Here is a 15,676-nt window from a genome sequence, read left to right as displayed (position 1 = left end):
TGTGGAGGTGGCCGCGACAGCGGGCCTCTTTCCTACAGGTCGACGACGTCGAAACACGCGGTGCTGATCACCGCGAAGAGTGATCAGCACCTGAATATGCCTCCTTGAGGATCAAAATCGCTACGGCCGCTGACGCCGGCCGGTCGCCCTCACACCCGCAGCACCAACGTGTCCTCCGACGCACCCTCCGTCCCCGCCGCCCCCGCCCGGCCGGTCATGAGGCGGCGCAGGGGCTGGACGACCTGGCGGGCGGCCACCGAGTCGAGGCCGGTGGTGGGTTCGTCGAGGACGAGGACCGGGGCGGCGCGGAGCATGGCGCGGGCGATGGCGGCCCCGCCTCGTGGCGTGCCTCATGTTGCGGGGGAAACGCGAGGGGCCCGGGAAGCACGGGTGTGCTTCCCGGGGCCCCCCCCGGGGCCCGCGGGGCCGGGTCGGCCCCGCGGGGGGCGGGGGCCCCGGGGGGGGGGGCCCCCCCCCCCCCCCCCCGGGACCGGAGGTCCGGTTACTTCACGATCGTGATCCGGTTCGCCACCGGAGGCGCGATCGGGCTGGTGGCCGAGGAGTTGGCCGTCAGGTACTTCTCCAGGGCGGCCAGGTCGTCGGTGCCGACGAGGTCGTTCGTGCCCTGGCCCAGCGTGGTGATGCCGTCGCCGCCGCCCGCGAGGAAGCTGTTCGTCGCGACGCGGTAGGTGGCGGCCGGGTCGATGGCCGCGCCGTTCAGCCTGATGGAGTCCGTGACGATCCGGTCGGCGCCGGTCTTCGTCAGGTCCAGCGTGTACGTCAGGCCGGCGGAGGGCTGGAGGATCTTCGGCGACGCCGCGTTGGAGCCGCTCACCTGGTCCTTGAGGACCTGGACGAGCTGGGCGCCGGTGAAGTCCTGCAGGTTCACCGTGTTGGAGAACGGCTGCACGGTGAAGCCCTCGGCGTAGGTCACCACCCCGTCGCCCTCACCGCCCTTGGCCGCGTAGGTCAGGCCGGCCCGGACGCCGCCCGGGTTCATCAGCGCGAGGTCGGTCTCCGGGTCGAGCTCCTTGCCGTACGCCAGCTGCGCGTCCGCTATCAGGTCGCCCATCGGGGACTCGGTGCCCGCGTTGGCGATGTCGGCGGAGATGTAACCGATCGCGCGGTTGCCGATCGGCGCCGCGAGGGTGTTCCACTTGCTGATCAGCTCGGTCATGTCCGGGGCCTTGGGCACGGTCCGGGTGACGACGTGGTTCGCCGACTTCACCGCCGTACGGGCGATGTCACCGGTGAAGCGGTCGTACGTCAGCGTGGTGTCCGTGTACAGGCGGCCGAACGACGCGGCCGAGGTGACCGTACGGGGCTTGCCCGACGGGTCGTTGATGGTGCACGCGTACGCGGCGTGGGTGTGGCCCGTCACCAGCGCGTCCACCTGCGGCGTGATGTTCTTCGCGATGTCGACGATCGGACCGGAGATGCCGTCACCGGCGCCCGGCGAGTCGCAGTCGTAGTTGTACGACGTCGACGCGGGCAGGCCGCCCTCGTGGATCAGCGCCACGATCGACTTCACGCCCTGGCGCTGCAGCACCTTGGCGTACTTGTTGATCGTCTCGACCTCGTCCTTGAACTTCAGGCCCTTGACGCCCTCGGCGGAGACGACGCCCGGAGTGTCCTCCAGGGTCACACCGATGAAGCCGATCCTGACGTCCTTCTTCTTCCAGACCCAGTACGGCTTCAGGATCGGCTTGCCGGTCTTCTCGTCCAGGACGTTCGCCGCGAGGTACGGGAAGTCGGCGCCCCCGAACTTCTCGTCCGTGTAGCAGCCGTCGGTCGGGTGGCAGCCGCCGTTCTGCAGCCGGGCCAGTTCCTTGGCGCCCTCGTCGAACTCGTGGTTGCCGACGGACGTGACGTCCAGATCCAGCTTGTTCAGCGCCTCGATGGTGGGCTCGTCGTGGAACAGGCCCGAGATCAGCGGAGAGGCGCCGACCATGTCACCGCCGGCGGCGGTGATGGAGTACTTGTTGCCCTCGCGGGCCTGGCGCAGGTGGGTGGCGAGGTACTCCACACCGCCCGCGTCGATCGTCTTGGTCGTACCGTCCGCCTGGATCTCCGTGACCCGGCCGGAGGAGCCGGACGGCGGCTCGAGGTTGCCGTGCAGGTCGTTGAAGGACAGCAGCTGCACGTCCTGGTAGCGGCTGGGCAGCGGCTTGCCGTGCTTGGCGTCGTGCGCGCCCGCCGGCAGCGCCGCGACCAGAGCGCCGGCGGTGGCCAGACCGGCGGCCGCCGCGAGCAGCCCGTACGTACGGCGTCTGCGGCTCGGATACGACTGGGAAGTGGCTGGCATGCGCCCCCCTGTGTGTCGGCAGTGGTGTCGGCGTCCTCCGGGCCGGGCCGGCCCTGGGAGGCGTGTGAGACAAGTGGCCCCGTCGGGCGGCAGCCTAGAGTCAACGCGCGTAGCGCGACAGGGGGTTCATGGTTACATCCTGGTTTCCCTTTGCCGTCGCCTTGCCCTCACCTTTGCGTTTCGCCTGCCCTGCGGGGGTGCGCGCGGGTGGCGCCTGCGCGGTGGGCTTCCCCGTTGGCTCACCGGTTGGCTTACGGGTTTGCTGACCGGTTGGCTTACGGGTCTGCTGACGGGTTGGCTCACCGGTTGCTCACGGCGTCCTTGCCGGCGTGCTGCACGGTGTGTTCACCGGCGGCTTCCCGGCCTGCTCCGGTGCCGCCACTTTGCGGGGCCCGCCCCTTACCCTCGTACGCATGACCAGCGACGACACCGCACGGACCCACGGCTCCCGATCCATCGAGACCTACTCCGCGCTCTCCCCCGAACAGACCGAGGCCGTCCTCGAACTGCTCGCGGACGCCGCCCGGAACGACGGCCAGCAGGCGGTGTCCGAACAGGGCCGGCTGCAACTGCGCGGGGGCCCTCGCGAGGGCGTCTCCCATCTGCTGCTCACCGTGGGCGGCGAACTCGTCGGCTACGCCCAGCTGGAGGACACCGACCCCGTCGAGGCGCCGGCCGCGGAACTCGTCGTCCACCCGGCGCACCGCGGGCACGGACACGGCCGTGCGCTCGGTTCCGCCCTCCTCGCCTTCTCCGGCAAGCGGCTGCGGGTCTGGGCCCACGGCGGTCACTCCGCCGCCCGGCATCTGGCGCAGGTCCTGGGGTTGACGCTGTTCCGTGAACTGCGTCAGATGCGACGGTCGTTGACCGACCTCGACCTGCCCCAGCCGGTGCTGCCCGCGGGGTTGACCGTCCGGACCTTCGTCCCCGGCCAGGACGACGGCGCCTGGCTCGCCGTCAACGCCGCCGCCTTCGCCCACCACCCCGAGCAGGGCTCCCTCACCCAGCGCGACCTCGACGACCGCAAGGCCGAGCCCTGGTTCGACCCCGCCGGCTTCTTCCTCGCCTTCCGCGGCGGCGAACTCGTCGGCTTCCACTGGACCAAGGTCCACGCCGAGGAACGACTCGGCGAGGTGTACGTCCTCGGCGTCGCCCCCGGCGCCCAGGGCGGTGGCCTCGGCAAGTCCCTCACCACGATCGGCCTCCGGCATCTCGCGGGGCAGGGGATGCCTACGGCGATGCTGTATGTCGACGCCGACAACAAGTCGGCGGTGTCGGTGTACGAGCGGCTCGGGTTCGTCACGTACGAGACGGACTTGATGTACCGGACGGAGACGTGAGGGTTCCTTGAACGTCGGGTTCAGGTGAGGCGTCTTTGCCGGCACCGGCGCGAGGGCTCGGGACGGTCGCCCGTGCCCTCGCACGCCCCACGGGTCGACTTTGCGTGCCCCGCCAGGAGGCTCGTCCCCAGTCTCCCGAGCCTCCCCGGCTCCGCGCGGATGCGCAGTCGTCGCCCCTCGACCTCACACGCCCTACGAGCGCAAACGCACCGACCGGCGTCGCAACGGCTCCGGGGTGTACAGCGCCGTCGCCGCCGACGTCACCCCCAGTACCACCGCCCATCTCACCTGCGTCGCCTCCCACCACGGCTCCCCCGGCACCGCCGACAGTCCCCACCGCTCCGGAACCAGCGTCACCGCCGCCGCCGTGACGCCGAGCCAGATCGCCGTCCCCTTCCCCACTTCCGCCGCGTCCGTGAAGCGGACGGCGGCGGTCGCGAGGGCCAGGGCGGCCGCAGCGATGGCCGCTGCCTCCAGGGTGGCCGGGCCCAGGGGCGGGCGGGTCGGGCCGGGTATGAGCAGGAGGGCCGTCGTCCACCACAGCACCGCGAGCGGCGCGACGAGCAGCACACGCAGGCCGGCGCGGAGCGGACGGCCGAGCGGGGTCGTCTCGGTCGTGTTCCGAGCGGGGTCGTCGAGGAGGAAGGCCAGGCCCAGGGCGCCGGTCAGCGCGGCGAGCCGCAGGAGGAACAGCCCCGGCCCCTGCCCCGGTCCCTGCTCGGGCAACCGTGCCGCCGCAGCGAGCAGCAGCCCCAGCCCGCCCGCCACGGCCAGCGCCCGCCAGGGGAGCGACTGCCAGACCGGCGGGACGAGCGACCGGAGCAAGGCGGGGCTGAGAAGCACCCGCAGGTCGGGCCGCCCCGGCTCGGCGGGCTCACCGGATCCACCGCCCCGGCGAACACCGCCCCTTCCGGCCGACCCACCACCGCCGTTCCCTACCGATCCACCGGTCCGGTCGGCACCGCCGCTTCCGGCCGGCCCACCGGTCCAGTCGGCTCCGCCGCTTCTGCCAGCCCTGTCGGCCCACCCCACACCGTGATTCCCGCCTGGGCCACCGCCCCGGCTGGTTCCGCCGCCTCCGTCGGCCCCACCACCCGAGCCACCACCGGCACTTCCGCCTTGGCCGGCTCCGCCACCCCCACCACTCCAGCCGGCACCGTCACTTCCACCTGACCCACCACCGCGGCCGACACCACCGTCCCTGCCGGCCTCACCACCCCCACCGAACCGCCCCGACCGAACAACCCCCAGCCGCCCCAACGCGCCTCCCTCCGTCATGCCCTCCTCTACTCCTCGCACGATGCCTCTCCCTTCGGCACCGCGACGTCCAGCAGCTTCGCCGCCTCCGCAGTCGATGTCGCCGGGGAGGTCAGCTCCGTCCAGTGGGCCTTGACCTGGGCGGTGACGTCCGTGTGGGGGCGGGTCAGCAGTTCACGGATCACCGTTGTCTGCTGGGTCGTCAGGGACAGGCCGTTCGTCGGGGCCAGGATCTGTCCGGGGCCGCTGATGCTGTCGTCCAGGCGGAGGCTGGGGAAGGTGGCCATCGGGGTGGGGTCGGTGCTCAGGACCAGCCACATGATCGTCACCGGCCTGGCGTCGTCGCACATGTCCTGGGATGTGTCCTCCGTGCCTGTCACCAGGACCGTGGCGACGCCGACCGCGAACTCGGGGACGCGGTTGCCGCCCCAGCGGGTGCCGACTGTGACCTGGCCAGGAGTGGTGGAGGGGGTCAACGAGGTGTCAGACTCCAGGCCGCCGCTGGTGTCGACGCGTTGGCGCACCGTCAGACGGGTCTTGGCGGCGGTGCCCCCGGCCGCGGACTGCACGCGGTCGACGACCCGGGCCCAGTCGTCACGCACGCCGTCCCATTCGGGGAAGGCGCAGTACGTCGAACCACCGCCGTACGTCCTGCACGACTGGACCTTCTGCGGTGTCGTGGAGGCCGTCTTTCGAGCCGCCTCCAGGGCGTCCGCGTCGCGCGGGACCTGGCCGACCACGCCGGCCACGGTGGCCGCGAGGGAGAGCGCGGTCGCCGCCTTGAGCAGCCGGGTGCGGCCACCGGCGAGCAGTGTCGCCGCGCACATCAGCAGGGCGCACAGGCCCACCAGGTAGAGCGCGTGCCAGTCGGCCGGGCGGCCGAGCAGTTCGGAGGGGACCGGCTCGTCGCCGGTGGAGATGCCGGAGAACTGGATCGGGGAGAGCCGGCTCACCCACCCGCCCCCGGCGCCGACCGCCGACGCGATCACGATGACCAGGTACGTCGCGACGACGAACAGCATGGGGACGAAGGAGGAGGGCAGCAGCCGGGCCAGCAGAACGCCCGTGACGCCGGCCAGCAGGACGGTCAGGGGGCCCACGGCCAGCTCGCCGAGCGAGCCGTGGCCGATCGCGCCGGGCTTGAGCGCCTCCCGGGTGAACGTGGCCGCGACGACGACCGCCGTGAGCGCCGCGAACGGCACCACGGAGAGGAGATGGGCGAGGGTGCGCCGCCAGGGTTCCAGGGGGAGGACGTCGAACTGCTGGACGGTGCCGTGCTTGCGCGAGCGCAGCGCGGCCGCGTTGGTGCAGACGAGCACGGCGATGGCGAGCAGGAGGGGGTCCGTCTGGGTGCCGCGGTCGACCATGTGGAGGACGGGGTAGTCGTCCATGCCCTCCTGGCGCGTCAGCCGCGCGACGACCTGAACGACGTAGAGGGCGAGGAAGACCAGCACCGGGATCTGCAGCAGGAGTTCGCGGACCTCGAAGCGGGCCAGGGCGAGGACGGCGCCGGTGCGGCGGACCGGGCGCGGGGGCTCGGGGAGTGTGGCGGCCGGGTCGCTGGGGGGCGTGATCGTGGTGGTCATGCCGTCACCGTCCTGCTCTCGCTGTCGAGGGCGAGCAGATAGCCGTCCTCCAGGGTGGGCTCGAGGAGGTCGGCGCCCTCCGGGGGGTCGCCGATGTTGCGGAAGGTGCCCGAGCCGGTGCGCCAGCCGGCGAGCGCTGCCGGGTCGCGTTCCGTGCTGCTCCAGACCCGGCCGGCCGCGCGGGCGGTCAGCTCGGCGGGGGTGCCCTCGAAGCGGACGCGGCCGTGGGCGAGGACGACGACCCGGTGGCAGAGCATCGCCACGTCCTCCGTCTGGTGGGTGGACAGCAGGACCGTGCGGCCCTGACCGGCCTCGGCGATCAGTTCCCGGAAACGCATGCGCTGTTCCGGGTCCAGGCCGACCGTCGGCTCGTCCAGGACGAGGAAGCCGGGGTCGCCGACGAGCGCGGCGGCCAGGGCGACGCGCTGCCGCATACCGCCGGACAGCCGCTTGATGCGCTTGCCGCGCACGTCCGAGAGATCGACGGCCTCCAGCACGCGCCGCACCTCGCGGTGCCGGGCGCCGCGGTCGGTCAGCTCCTTGAGGATCGCCACGTAGTCGACGAAGTCGAAGGCCGTGAAGTCCGGGTGGAAGCCGGGGGTCTGGGGCAGGTAGCCGAGGCCGCGGCGCACGGCCAGGCGGCCGGCCGCCGTGCCGGGGTCGTGGCCCAGGACGGTGAACTCGCCCCGGTCGGGCGGCACGGCCGTGGCCAGCACGCGCAACAGGGTCGTCTTTCCCGCGCCGTTGGGGCCGAGCAGGCCGGTGACGCCCCCGGTCAGCCGCAGTGAGACGCCGTCGAGGGCGTGGGTGCCGCCGTAGCGCAGGGACAGATCGGTGGCCGTCACGGTGGCGGGCTCGGTGGTCATGCGGGGCTCCTGGAAGTCCGGTCGACGGGCGGGGGCGGGAGGCGGTGTCATACGGCGCCTCCGTCCGCGAAGCCGCCCACGGGACGGGCGTCGAAGCGGTCACGGGTCTGGTAGAGCAGCACGGCGGCGAGGGCGGCGAGGGCAGCCGCGGCCGACTGTCCGCCCGCCGTGAACGGGGCGAGCGTGCCCTCGGTGTGCATGCGCGCCACCGCCAGCAGCGCCAGCCAGGCGCCGCCGACCAGGGCGGGCGCGAGGGTCGGGCCCAGCCGGGGGGTCAGTGCGAGGCCGGTCGCGGTGAGGGCGAGCGCGGGCAGCAGCCAGGTCAGGGCCAGCAGCCCGTACTCCGGCAGGGCGAGGGTCGCCAGGCCGTTGAACGCCAGGCCCGCGGTCAGCACCGCGACCGTGCGGATCATCAGCAGCCGGAAGCCGTGCATCGGGGCGACGACGGCCATCTCGTGCGTCGGGTCCACGGCGGGCCCGTAGGAGAGGGCGACTCCGGCGAGCGGGAGCAGCGGGGCGAGGGCGAGGAACAGGACGGGCCGGTCCGCCAAGTGGACCGCGAGGACCGTCGTGAACAGCAGGGAGATCACGGCCAGCAGCCAGGAGCGGCGCAGCACCGGGGTCGCCGTCAGCAGCCGCGCGGTGTGGTCGGTCACGCCGACCCGCACCAGAAGCCGCTCGAACACACCCGGCCGCGGCGCGTCCAGCTCGGCGTCCAGCCGCTCCCAGCCCGCGTCCAGCGCGACCGGGTCGACCGCGCCCGCGAGCCTGTCCCGGCACTGCGCGCACCCCGTGAGGTGGGTGTCGGCGGACCACAGCAGCGGCGGCGCCAACTCGCCCTGCGCGTAGGCCCGCAGGTCGTCTTCTGCCACGTGCCACGTCATGCCAGCGTCTCCTTCAGCCGCCCGGCCTCCGCACCCACGCGCAGACCCTGTCCGTCGCCGAGCCGCGTCACGCCGGCGACTCCCGCATCCGCCCCGCCCCGCAGGCGCTCCTCGCCCGCACACGGCGGCCCGTCGAATCTGCGCCCCTCAACGGCGGGGCCGACCTCGCGTCCCTCCCCCACATACCGCCTCATGCCAGCGCCTCCCGCAGTTGCTTGCGGGCGCGTTGGGCCCGCGTCTTGACCGTGCCCGGCGGGATGCCGAGCAGAGCGGCCGCCTCCCGGGTGGTGAGCCCGTCGATGACGGTGGCCTGGAGGACCGCCCGCAGCTCCGGGGAGAGGCGGGTGAGGGCCCCGGCGAGGTCCCCGTGCTCCACCCCCGCGAGCACGCGGTCCTCCGCCGAGGCCTCGTCGCGATGGCGCAGCCGGGCCAGCGCCTGACGCAGGCGACCGCGCGCCCCGTCGCCGCGCACCGCGTCGACCAGCCGCCGCGCGCCGATGCGCCACAGCCAGCCGGCCACATCGCCCTCCTCGCGATAACGGGCGCTGCCCCGCCACACCGCGAGGAACGTCTCCTGGACGACGTCGTCGACTATCCCGGCGTCGGCACAGCGGCTGCGCATGCGCGCGGTCAGCCACGGCGCGTATCGCCGGTACAGCTCCTCGAAGGCATGACGGTCCCCGTCTGCCGCGATGGCCCGCAGCAGCTCCCCGTCGCTTCTCGTTTCGCTCACACCCCCTCATCGGACGAGCCCCGCCGATCGGTTCACGGTTCGGCCCACGATTTTTTCCTCAGCCGGCCGACGTGTCCCAGATATCCTCTGACCAGTGGTTTTCCGGCTCCGTGACGCCCCGCAGCCGCCCGGGGACGCCTGCCTCCTGTCCCGGGAGCCCCGCCGCTGCCCCCGGGACGCCTGGCCCCTGCCCCGCTCCCAGCAGACCCTCACGACCGACACCCCATGGTGGCAACCGCGCTCCGGGGAGGCCGCCGAGCCCGGACGCGCCTGGCTGCTGATGCACGGTGCCCGGGTCCGCGGCCGCCCCGGTCCCCGGCGGCGCGGCCGCGCGGCCTGAGCACGGCCCGCCGTACGTCCCTCACCTCGTACGTTCCCGCACGTCCTGCCACGTCGTGCGTCCTCTCCGCCCGGGGGGACGTACGATCCGGACGCGCCTCGGTCCGCGCCCCCTCCGCCCCCAGGGCCCCGCGAGCGCCCCGCACCCCCGCGAGCCGCTCCCCGATATCCCGCACGCCATGTCCCCGTAACCGTCGGTTCAGACGAACTTGCGACGCTCGGTCAATGAACCCCGCCGTGCCCGAGCCTTCGCCGCCCCCCGAGGGGAATCGCCCCGACGGGACTGCCGCCGTGCTCCCGCCCGCACTTTCCGACGCGCCTGTAATGCTGCCGACGCGGAAGAATGGGTTCATGAGCCAGCAAGACACCCAGGAAATGGTCAAGCACGCGCAGCCCTCCGTGGGCTCCATAGCCGCGCACCGCCCGCACACCGTGGCCGCCGCGGTCTCCGACCTGGAACCCGACCTCGACGCCGACCTCGACGCGTACGAGGAGTCGCAGGTCGACGGGGTACAACTGCCGCAGGGTCGTTTCCTCGACCGGGAGCGCAGCTGGCTCGCGTTCAACGAGCGCGTCCTGGAGCTGGCCGAGGACCCGAACACGCCCCTGCTGGAGCGGGCGAACTTCCTCGCGATCTTCGCCAGCAACCTCGACGAGTTCTTCATGGTCCGGGTGGCCGGTCTGAAGCGCCGTATCGCCACCGGGGTCGCCACCCGCTCCGCCTCCGGTCTCCAGCCCCGTGAGGTGCTGGAGATGATCTGGGCCCGCTCCCGCGAGCTCATGGCCCGGCACGCCGCCTGCTACCACGAGGACGTCGCCCCCGCGCTCGCGGAGGAGGACATCCACCTGGTCCGCTGGAGCGAGCTGACCGAGAAGGAGCAGGCCCGGCTCTTCACGCTGTTCCGGCACCAGATCTTCCCGGTCCTGACCCCCCTCGCGGTCGACCCGGCGCACCCCTTCCCGTACATCTCGGGTCTCTCGCTCAACCTCGCGGTCGTCGTCCGCAACCCGGTGAGCGGTCACGACCACTTCGCGCGCGTCAAGGTGCCGCCGCTGCTGTCCCGCTTCCTGGAGGCCTCCCCGGGTCGCTACGTCCCCGTCGAGGACGTCATCGGCGCCCACCTGGAGGAGCTGTTCCCGGGCATGGAGGTGCTGGAGCACCACGCCTTCCGCCTCACCCGCAACGAGGACCTGGAGGTCGAGGAGGACGACGCCGAGAACCTGCTCCAGGCCCTGGAGAAGGAACTCATGCGGCGCCGCTTCGGGCCGCCGGTGCGCCTCGAGGTGGAGGAGTCGATCGATCGCAAGGTCCTCGACCTGCTGGTGCGCGAGCTGAAGATCTCCGAGGCGGAGGTCTACCCGCTCCCCGGCCCCCTGGACCTCACGGGCCTCTTCCGCATCCACAGCCTCGACCGGCCCGAGCTGAAGTACCCGAAGTTCATCGCCGGCACCCACCGCGACCTCGCCGAGGTCGAGTCCGCGACCCCGCCCGACATCTTCGGCGCCCTGCGCAACCGGGACGTGCTGCTGCACCACCCGTACGACAGCTTCTCCACCTCCGTGCAGGCCTTCCTGGAGCAGGCGGCCGCCGACCCGGACGTCCTCGCGATCAAGCAGACCCTGTACCGGACCTCCGGCGACTCCCCGATCGTGGACGCCCTCATCGACGCCGCCGAGTCCGGCAAGCAGGTCCTCGTCCTGGTCGAGATCAAGGCCCGCTTCGACGAGCACGCCAACATCAAGTGGGCCCGCAAGCTGGAGGAGGCCGGCTGCCACGTGGTCTACGGGCTCGTCGGCCTGAAGACCCACTGCAAGCTGTCCCTGGTGGTCCGGCAGGAGGGCGAGACGCTCCGGCGTTACAGCCACGTCGGCACCGGCAACTACCACCCGAAGACGGCCCGCCTCTACGAGGACCTCGGCCTGCTGACGGCCGACCCGCAGGTCGGCGCGGACCTCTCCGACCTCTTCAACCGGCTCTCCGGCTACTCCCGCCGCGAGACCTACCGCCGGCTGCTGGTCGCCCCCAAGTCCCTGCGCGACGGCCTCGTCTCGCGGATCAACAAGGAGGTCCAGCACCACCGTGCCGGACGTCCCGCCTACGTCCGCGTCAAGGTCAACTCGATGGTGGACGAGGCCGTCATCGACGCCCTCTACCGGGCGTCCCAGGCCGGCGTCCCCGTCGACATCTGGGTGCGCGGCATCTGCGCGGTGCGCCCGGGCGTGCCCGGACTGTCGGAGAACATCAGCGTCCGCTCGATCCTCGGCCGCTTCCTCGAGCACTCCCGTGTGTTCGCCTTCGGCAACGGCGGCGAGCCCGAGGTGTGGATCGGCAGCGCGGACATGATGCACCGCAACCTCGACCGCCGTATCGAGGCCATGGTCAGGGTCACCGACCCGGCCCACCGCGCAGCCCTGAACCGGCTGCTGGAGACCGGCATGTCGGACACCACCGCCTCCTGGCACCTCGGCCCGGACGGCGAGTGGACCCGGCACGCCACCGACGGGGACGGCCAGCCCCTGCGCAACGTCCAGGAGATGCTCATAGACGCCCGGAGGCGCCGGCGTGGCACAGCGACACCATGACCTGACGGACACCACGGCCGGGCCCGCCGCCCTGCCGGTGACCGGGGAGGCCCTCGCGGCCTACCTCCGGGCGCAGGCCACGGAGTTCCTCCGCGCCCTGCGCCTGCACCGGGAAACGGGCGGTGGTACGCCGAACGGTTCGGCGGGCGGCGCCGTGGAAACCGTCGACGCGGCGCGCGCCCTGCGCCGCTCGGCCCGCCGCATCAGCGGCAGCCTGCACACCTTCCGGCCCCTCCTCGACCCCGACTGGTCCGAGGAGATCCGCCCCGAACTGGCCTGGCTCTCCGGCACCCTCGCCCTGGAACACGCCTGCGAGGCCCGCCTGGAACGCCTCCTGCTGGCCCTGCACCGCCTGTCGGGCGCGACGGCGGTACCGGCCCAGCCGGCCGGCGCCACCTCCAAGGGCGCCGGTACGACCACAGCCGCACGCGGCGGCTCCACGGCGGGCGGCCCTTCAGCGGGCACGGCCGCCGCCGCCGCCGCGAGCGTGGGCGCCGGCACCGCTCGCGGCGGAGCCACAGCGGACGCGAGCAGCGCCAACCCCGTCAGCACGGACGCCGGCGTGCCCGTGAGCACGGGAACGAGTGCCGCCGCGGGCACGCTCGCCGGAGCCCCGGCGGACACGGGCACCAACACCTCCGCAAGCACCGGCACCGCCACCGGCGCTCCCACGAGCACGGGAGCCGACACCGCCGGCCACGGGCACCCCGGCTCCGCGACGGGCACGGGCACGGGCATCGCCTCCACAACCGGCACGGACAGCAGCACCTCCGCAAGCCCGGGCGGCGCGTCCGCAATCCCGGGCGGCGCCCACGATCCCGTGGGCGCCGGGGCGGGCGCCGTCGCAGGCGGGCGCACCGGCTCCGCCGCGCGCCCCCGTACCTCCGCCGCCGCGAGCACCGGCTCCACCGCGCGCGCCGACGCCTCGGTAGCCGTCGGCAGCCGTGCCACCGGAGCGGCTCCCGTCGCGAAGAAGGCGGCCTCCGGCAACGCCGGAAGCCCCACCCATCCCGCCACCCCGGACCGCGGCAACCTCACCGTGGGCGCGGCGAAGGCGGGCGCCCTGCTCGACCGTCAGCTCACCCTCGCCCGTACCCGAGCCCACTCGACCGCCCTCCAGGCGCTGGGCTCCTCCCGCTTCCACGCCGTCGCGGACAAGGTCGCCGTACTGGCCAGCGAAGTGCCCCTGACCCCCACCGCCGCCACCACCGACCTCCGCCCCCTCGCGGCCGCGGCCGAGGAGCGCCTCACGGACGCCGTGTCCGCGCTGCCCCTGGTCACCGCGGGGCACCCGTACAACGCGGAGGCGTTGGTCCACGGCCTGTCCCCGGATCCGTCCCCGCACCCGCAGGACGCGCCCTGGCACCAGGTCCGCCTCCTGCTGCGGCTGCACCGCTACGCCCTGGAGGTCCTGTACGGCGGCGACGCCCCGCTCGGCGTACGGCTGGTCTCCGCCGGGCAGGCCCTCGACCGGCACCGGGACGCCTCGGAGGCGGCGGCCGCCGCGGCCCAGGCGGCCCGTACGCCGCGCATCGCCCCGGCGACGGCGTACGCGCTCGGCGTGCTGCACGCGGACCAGCGGCACGAGGTGGAGGCGGCCCGGTACGCCTTCCAGCGCTCGTGGCAGAAGCAGACCGTCGGCAGCGGCACCTCCTAGTGCCGGCCGTCGTACGACCCAGCCGCCCACAAGACCCCGCCGGAGACAGCCCCAACCGCCACAGGACACCACCGCCGCAGGACACCACCGCCGCAGGACCCCGCGCCGAACAGGACCCCTCCGAACAGGACGCAGCGAACAGGACCCCGCCGTCGTGAGCCCGAGCCGTCGGCCCCCCACCCGTCGACAGACCCGACGCACCGCACGTCGCACGCCGCACGCGGTACGCGGGACCCAGCACGTCGTACGCGGACCAGCAGACCACCAGCCCTCGTAGACGACCCAGGAGGCGGTGACCCGGTGAGTTCTCCGAACGACACCCCCGTCCAGGCTGCAGGCTGTGTCCTGTGGCGCCGCTCACCGATCGGAGGTGAGCTGGAGGTATGCCTGGTCCACCGGCCGAAGTACGACGACTGGTCACATCCGAAGGGCAAGCTGAAGCGCGGCGAGGACGCGCAGGCCGGCGCCGTGCGCGAGGTGGCGGAGGAGACGGGCTACACCGCCCGTCCGGGCGCGCGGTTGCCTACGCTCCGCTACCTCGCGCAGGGCCGCCCCAAGGAGGTCCACTACTGGGCGGCCGAGGCCGTCGACGGCGCGTTCGCGTCGAACGACGAGGTGGACCGCATTCTGTGGCTGTCCCCGACGGCCGCCCGAAACCGTCTCACGCAGCCGAGGGACCGCACGCTCGTGGACGCCCTGTTGGCCGCTCTCCACCTGACATAGGCCGGATCGGTCCGGAATCGTCCCGTGTCCTCAATGTGAGCCTTCCGTGACCTAACCGCACCGTCCACAGGGGTTCACCCTCCGTTCATTTGCGCCCGCCGGTGCCTTCACCTGTTCTGCCTAATTTCAGCCTTACCCGGTGCGGGGTGCGACCTGCTGGACGTGTCCGCGCCGCCCAGTCTTCGCACGCCGCCGGATTCAGGACGGCGGCTCCTGGAAGGATCTCCCTCAAGTGAAGCTTCAGCGCATGAACCGGCGGGCCCTCACCCTCGGTGCTCTCGCCGTCTCCGGCGCCCTGGCCCTCACGGCGTGCGGCTCCGACGACACCGGTTCGGGCAGCGGCGACAGCACCTCCTCCGCGACCGCCGCGGCCGGCTCCATCAAGTGCGACGACGCCAAGGGCCAGCTGCTCGCCGACGGCTCCTCCGCGCAGAAGAACGCGATCGACGCCTGGGTCAAGAACTTCACGCAGGCCTGCAAGAGCGTCCAGGTCAACTACAAGGGCTCCGGCTCCGGCGCCGGTGTCACCGCGTTCACCCAGGGCCAGGTCGCCTTCGCGGGCTCCGACTCCGCGCTGAAGCCCGAAGACGTCACCGCCTCCAAGCAGGTCTGCTCCGGCGGCCAGGGCATCGACCTGCCGATGGTCGGCGGCCCGATCGCCGTCGCCTACAACCTTTCCGGCGTGGACAACCTCGTCCTGGACGCCCCGACGATCGCCAAGATCTTCAACGGCAAGATCACCAAGTGGAACGACTCCGCGATCGCGAAGCTCAACCCCGGCGCGAAGCTTCCCGACCTCAAGATCCAGCCGTACCACCGCTCGGACGAGTCCGGCACCACGGACAACTTCACCAAGTACCTGATCGCCACCGCCAAGGCCGACTGGCCGTACGAGGGCGGCAAGGCCTGGCAGGCCAAGGGTGGCCAGGCCGCGGCCGGCTCCTCCGGTGTCGCCCAGGGCGTGAAGCAGACCAACGGCGCCATCGGCTACATGGAGCTGTCGTACGCCAAGGACGGTCTGGGCACGGTCGCCATCAACACCGGCGCCTCCGCCCCGGTCAAGGCCTCCTCCGACGGCGCCACCAAGGCCATCGCGGACGCCAAGGTCGTCGGCACCGGCCAGGACCTGGCGCTGAAGATCAACTACTCCACCAAGGCCGAGGGTGCCTACCCGATCACCCTGGTGACGTACGAGATCGTCTGCGACAAGGGCAACAAGGCCGACAGCCTGCCCGCCACCAAGGCGTTCCTGCGCTACACCGCCAGCGAGGAGGGCCAGAGCATCCTCTCGGGCATCAACTACGCGCCGATCCCCGACGCCATCATCTCCAAGGTCCGCACCACCATCGAGGGCCTGAGCTGATCTGAAGGTGCGGTCCGCGCCGGGGCGACCCGGCCCGGAC

Annotated in this window: 14 protein-coding genes and 1 pseudogene; 7 read left to right on the top strand and 8 right to left on the bottom strand. The window is 72.8% G+C overall.

Annotated features, from left to right (window positions below; translation table 11 throughout):
* Positions 1–149: 149 nt before the first annotated feature.
* Entirely contained in the window at positions 150–314 is a 165-nt protein-coding gene (locus ACPT94_RS32565) for a hypothetical protein (RefSeq protein ID WP_425247457.1), read from the bottom strand.
* Positions 315–502: 188 nt separating this feature from the next.
* A complete protein-coding gene (locus tag ACPT94_RS32560; protein ID WP_425247456.1) occupies positions 503–2,305 on the bottom strand; it encodes a bifunctional metallophosphatase/5'-nucleotidase in 1,803 nt (600 codons plus the stop codon).
* Positions 2,306–2,718: 413 nt separating this feature from the next.
* Between ACPT94_RS32560 and mshD the strand changes: the two genes are divergently transcribed.
* On the top strand, positions 2,719–3,645 hold the full coding sequence (gene mshD, locus ACPT94_RS32555; RefSeq protein WP_360344386.1) for a mycothiol synthase: 927 nt from the start codon (positions 2,719–2,721) through the stop codon (positions 3,643–3,645).
* A gap of 192 nt (positions 3,646–3,837) precedes the next feature.
* Here the strand turns inward: mshD and ACPT94_RS32550 are convergent, their stop codons facing one another.
* The 6 genes from ACPT94_RS32550 to ACPT94_RS32525 all read right to left on the bottom strand — a co-directional run bounded on the left by ACPT94_RS32550 (position 3,838) and on the right by ACPT94_RS32525 (position 8,971).
* Positions 3,838–4,470, bottom strand: coding sequence for an ABC transporter (locus tag ACPT94_RS32550; RefSeq protein ID WP_360344383.1), 633 nt, complete (start codon positions 4,468–4,470; stop codon positions 3,838–3,840).
* Between the two features lie 461 nt (positions 4,471–4,931).
* On the bottom strand, positions 4,932–6,488 hold the full coding sequence (locus ACPT94_RS32545) for an ABC transporter permease (RefSeq protein WP_425247455.1): 1,557 nt from the start codon (positions 6,486–6,488) through the stop codon (positions 4,932–4,934).
* The gene (locus tag ACPT94_RS32540; protein WP_360344377.1) at positions 6,485–7,354 is read right to left on the bottom strand and encodes an ABC transporter ATP-binding protein; all 870 of its coding nucleotides are present in this window, start codon (positions 7,352–7,354) and stop codon (positions 6,485–6,487) included. Before ACPT94_RS32540 ends, ACPT94_RS32545 begins: the two co-directional genes overlap by 4 nt.
* A 47-nt stretch (positions 7,355–7,401) precedes the next feature.
* The gene (locus ACPT94_RS32535) at positions 7,402–8,238 is read right to left on the bottom strand and encodes a cupin domain-containing protein (protein WP_360344374.1); all 837 of its coding nucleotides are present in this window, start codon (positions 8,236–8,238) and stop codon (positions 7,402–7,404) included.
* A complete protein-coding gene (locus tag ACPT94_RS32530) occupies positions 8,235–8,432 on the bottom strand; it encodes a hypothetical protein (RefSeq protein WP_425247453.1) in 198 nt (65 codons plus the stop codon). The genes ACPT94_RS32535 and ACPT94_RS32530 overlap by 4 nt, the downstream gene beginning before the upstream one ends.
* Positions 8,429–8,971: an RNA polymerase sigma factor gene (locus ACPT94_RS32525; RefSeq protein ID WP_189942142.1), complete on the bottom strand. Its 543-nt coding sequence runs from the start codon at positions 8,969–8,971 to the stop codon at positions 8,429–8,431. The genes ACPT94_RS32530 and ACPT94_RS32525 overlap by 4 nt, the downstream gene beginning before the upstream one ends.
* Positions 8,972–9,065: 94 nt before the next feature.
* Here ACPT94_RS32525 and ACPT94_RS32520 point away from each other — a divergent pair, with 94 nt between their 5' ends.
* The 6 genes and pseudogenes from ACPT94_RS32520 (at position 9,066) to pstS (ending at position 15,636) form a co-directional block, all read left to right on the top strand.
* Positions 9,066–9,311 (top strand): hypothetical protein, encoded by a 246-nt coding sequence (locus ACPT94_RS32520; protein WP_360344368.1) that lies wholly within the window; start codon positions 9,066–9,068, stop codon positions 9,309–9,311.
* 224 nt (positions 9,312–9,535) lie between these two features.
* Positions 9,536–11,893: an RNA degradosome polyphosphate kinase gene (locus ACPT94_RS32515; protein ID WP_360344365.1), complete on the top strand. Its 2,358-nt coding sequence runs from the start codon at positions 9,536–9,538 to the stop codon at positions 11,891–11,893.
* Positions 11,874–12,209: pseudogene (locus tag ACPT94_RS32510) on the top strand (CHAD domain-containing protein); the annotation flags it as partial. The gene ACPT94_RS32515 and the pseudogene ACPT94_RS32510, both read left to right, overlap by 20 nt.
* A gap of 252 nt (positions 12,210–12,461) precedes the next feature.
* Positions 12,462–13,550 (top strand): CHAD domain-containing protein, encoded by a 1,089-nt coding sequence (locus tag ACPT94_RS32505; RefSeq protein WP_425247490.1) that lies wholly within the window; start codon positions 12,462–12,464, stop codon positions 13,548–13,550.
* A 300-nt stretch (positions 13,551–13,850) separates the two neighbouring features.
* Positions 13,851–14,273: an NUDIX hydrolase gene (locus tag ACPT94_RS32500; RefSeq protein ID WP_425247452.1), complete on the top strand. Its 423-nt coding sequence runs from the start codon at positions 13,851–13,853 to the stop codon at positions 14,271–14,273.
* A gap of 232 nt (positions 14,274–14,505) precedes the next feature.
* A complete protein-coding gene (pstS, locus tag ACPT94_RS32495) occupies positions 14,506–15,636 on the top strand; it encodes a phosphate ABC transporter substrate-binding protein PstS (protein WP_360344359.1) in 1,131 nt (376 codons plus the stop codon).
* Positions 15,637–15,676: the final 40 nt, after the last annotated feature.

It is taken from the genome of Streptomyces aurantiaciflavus, assembly GCF_049808595.1.
In the GTDB taxonomy this organism is placed as follows: domain Bacteria; phylum Actinomycetota; class Actinomycetes; order Streptomycetales; family Streptomycetaceae; genus Streptomyces.
Note: the sequence above shows the minus strand (reverse complement) of the source record. Positions and strands in the feature narration are given on the sequence as shown.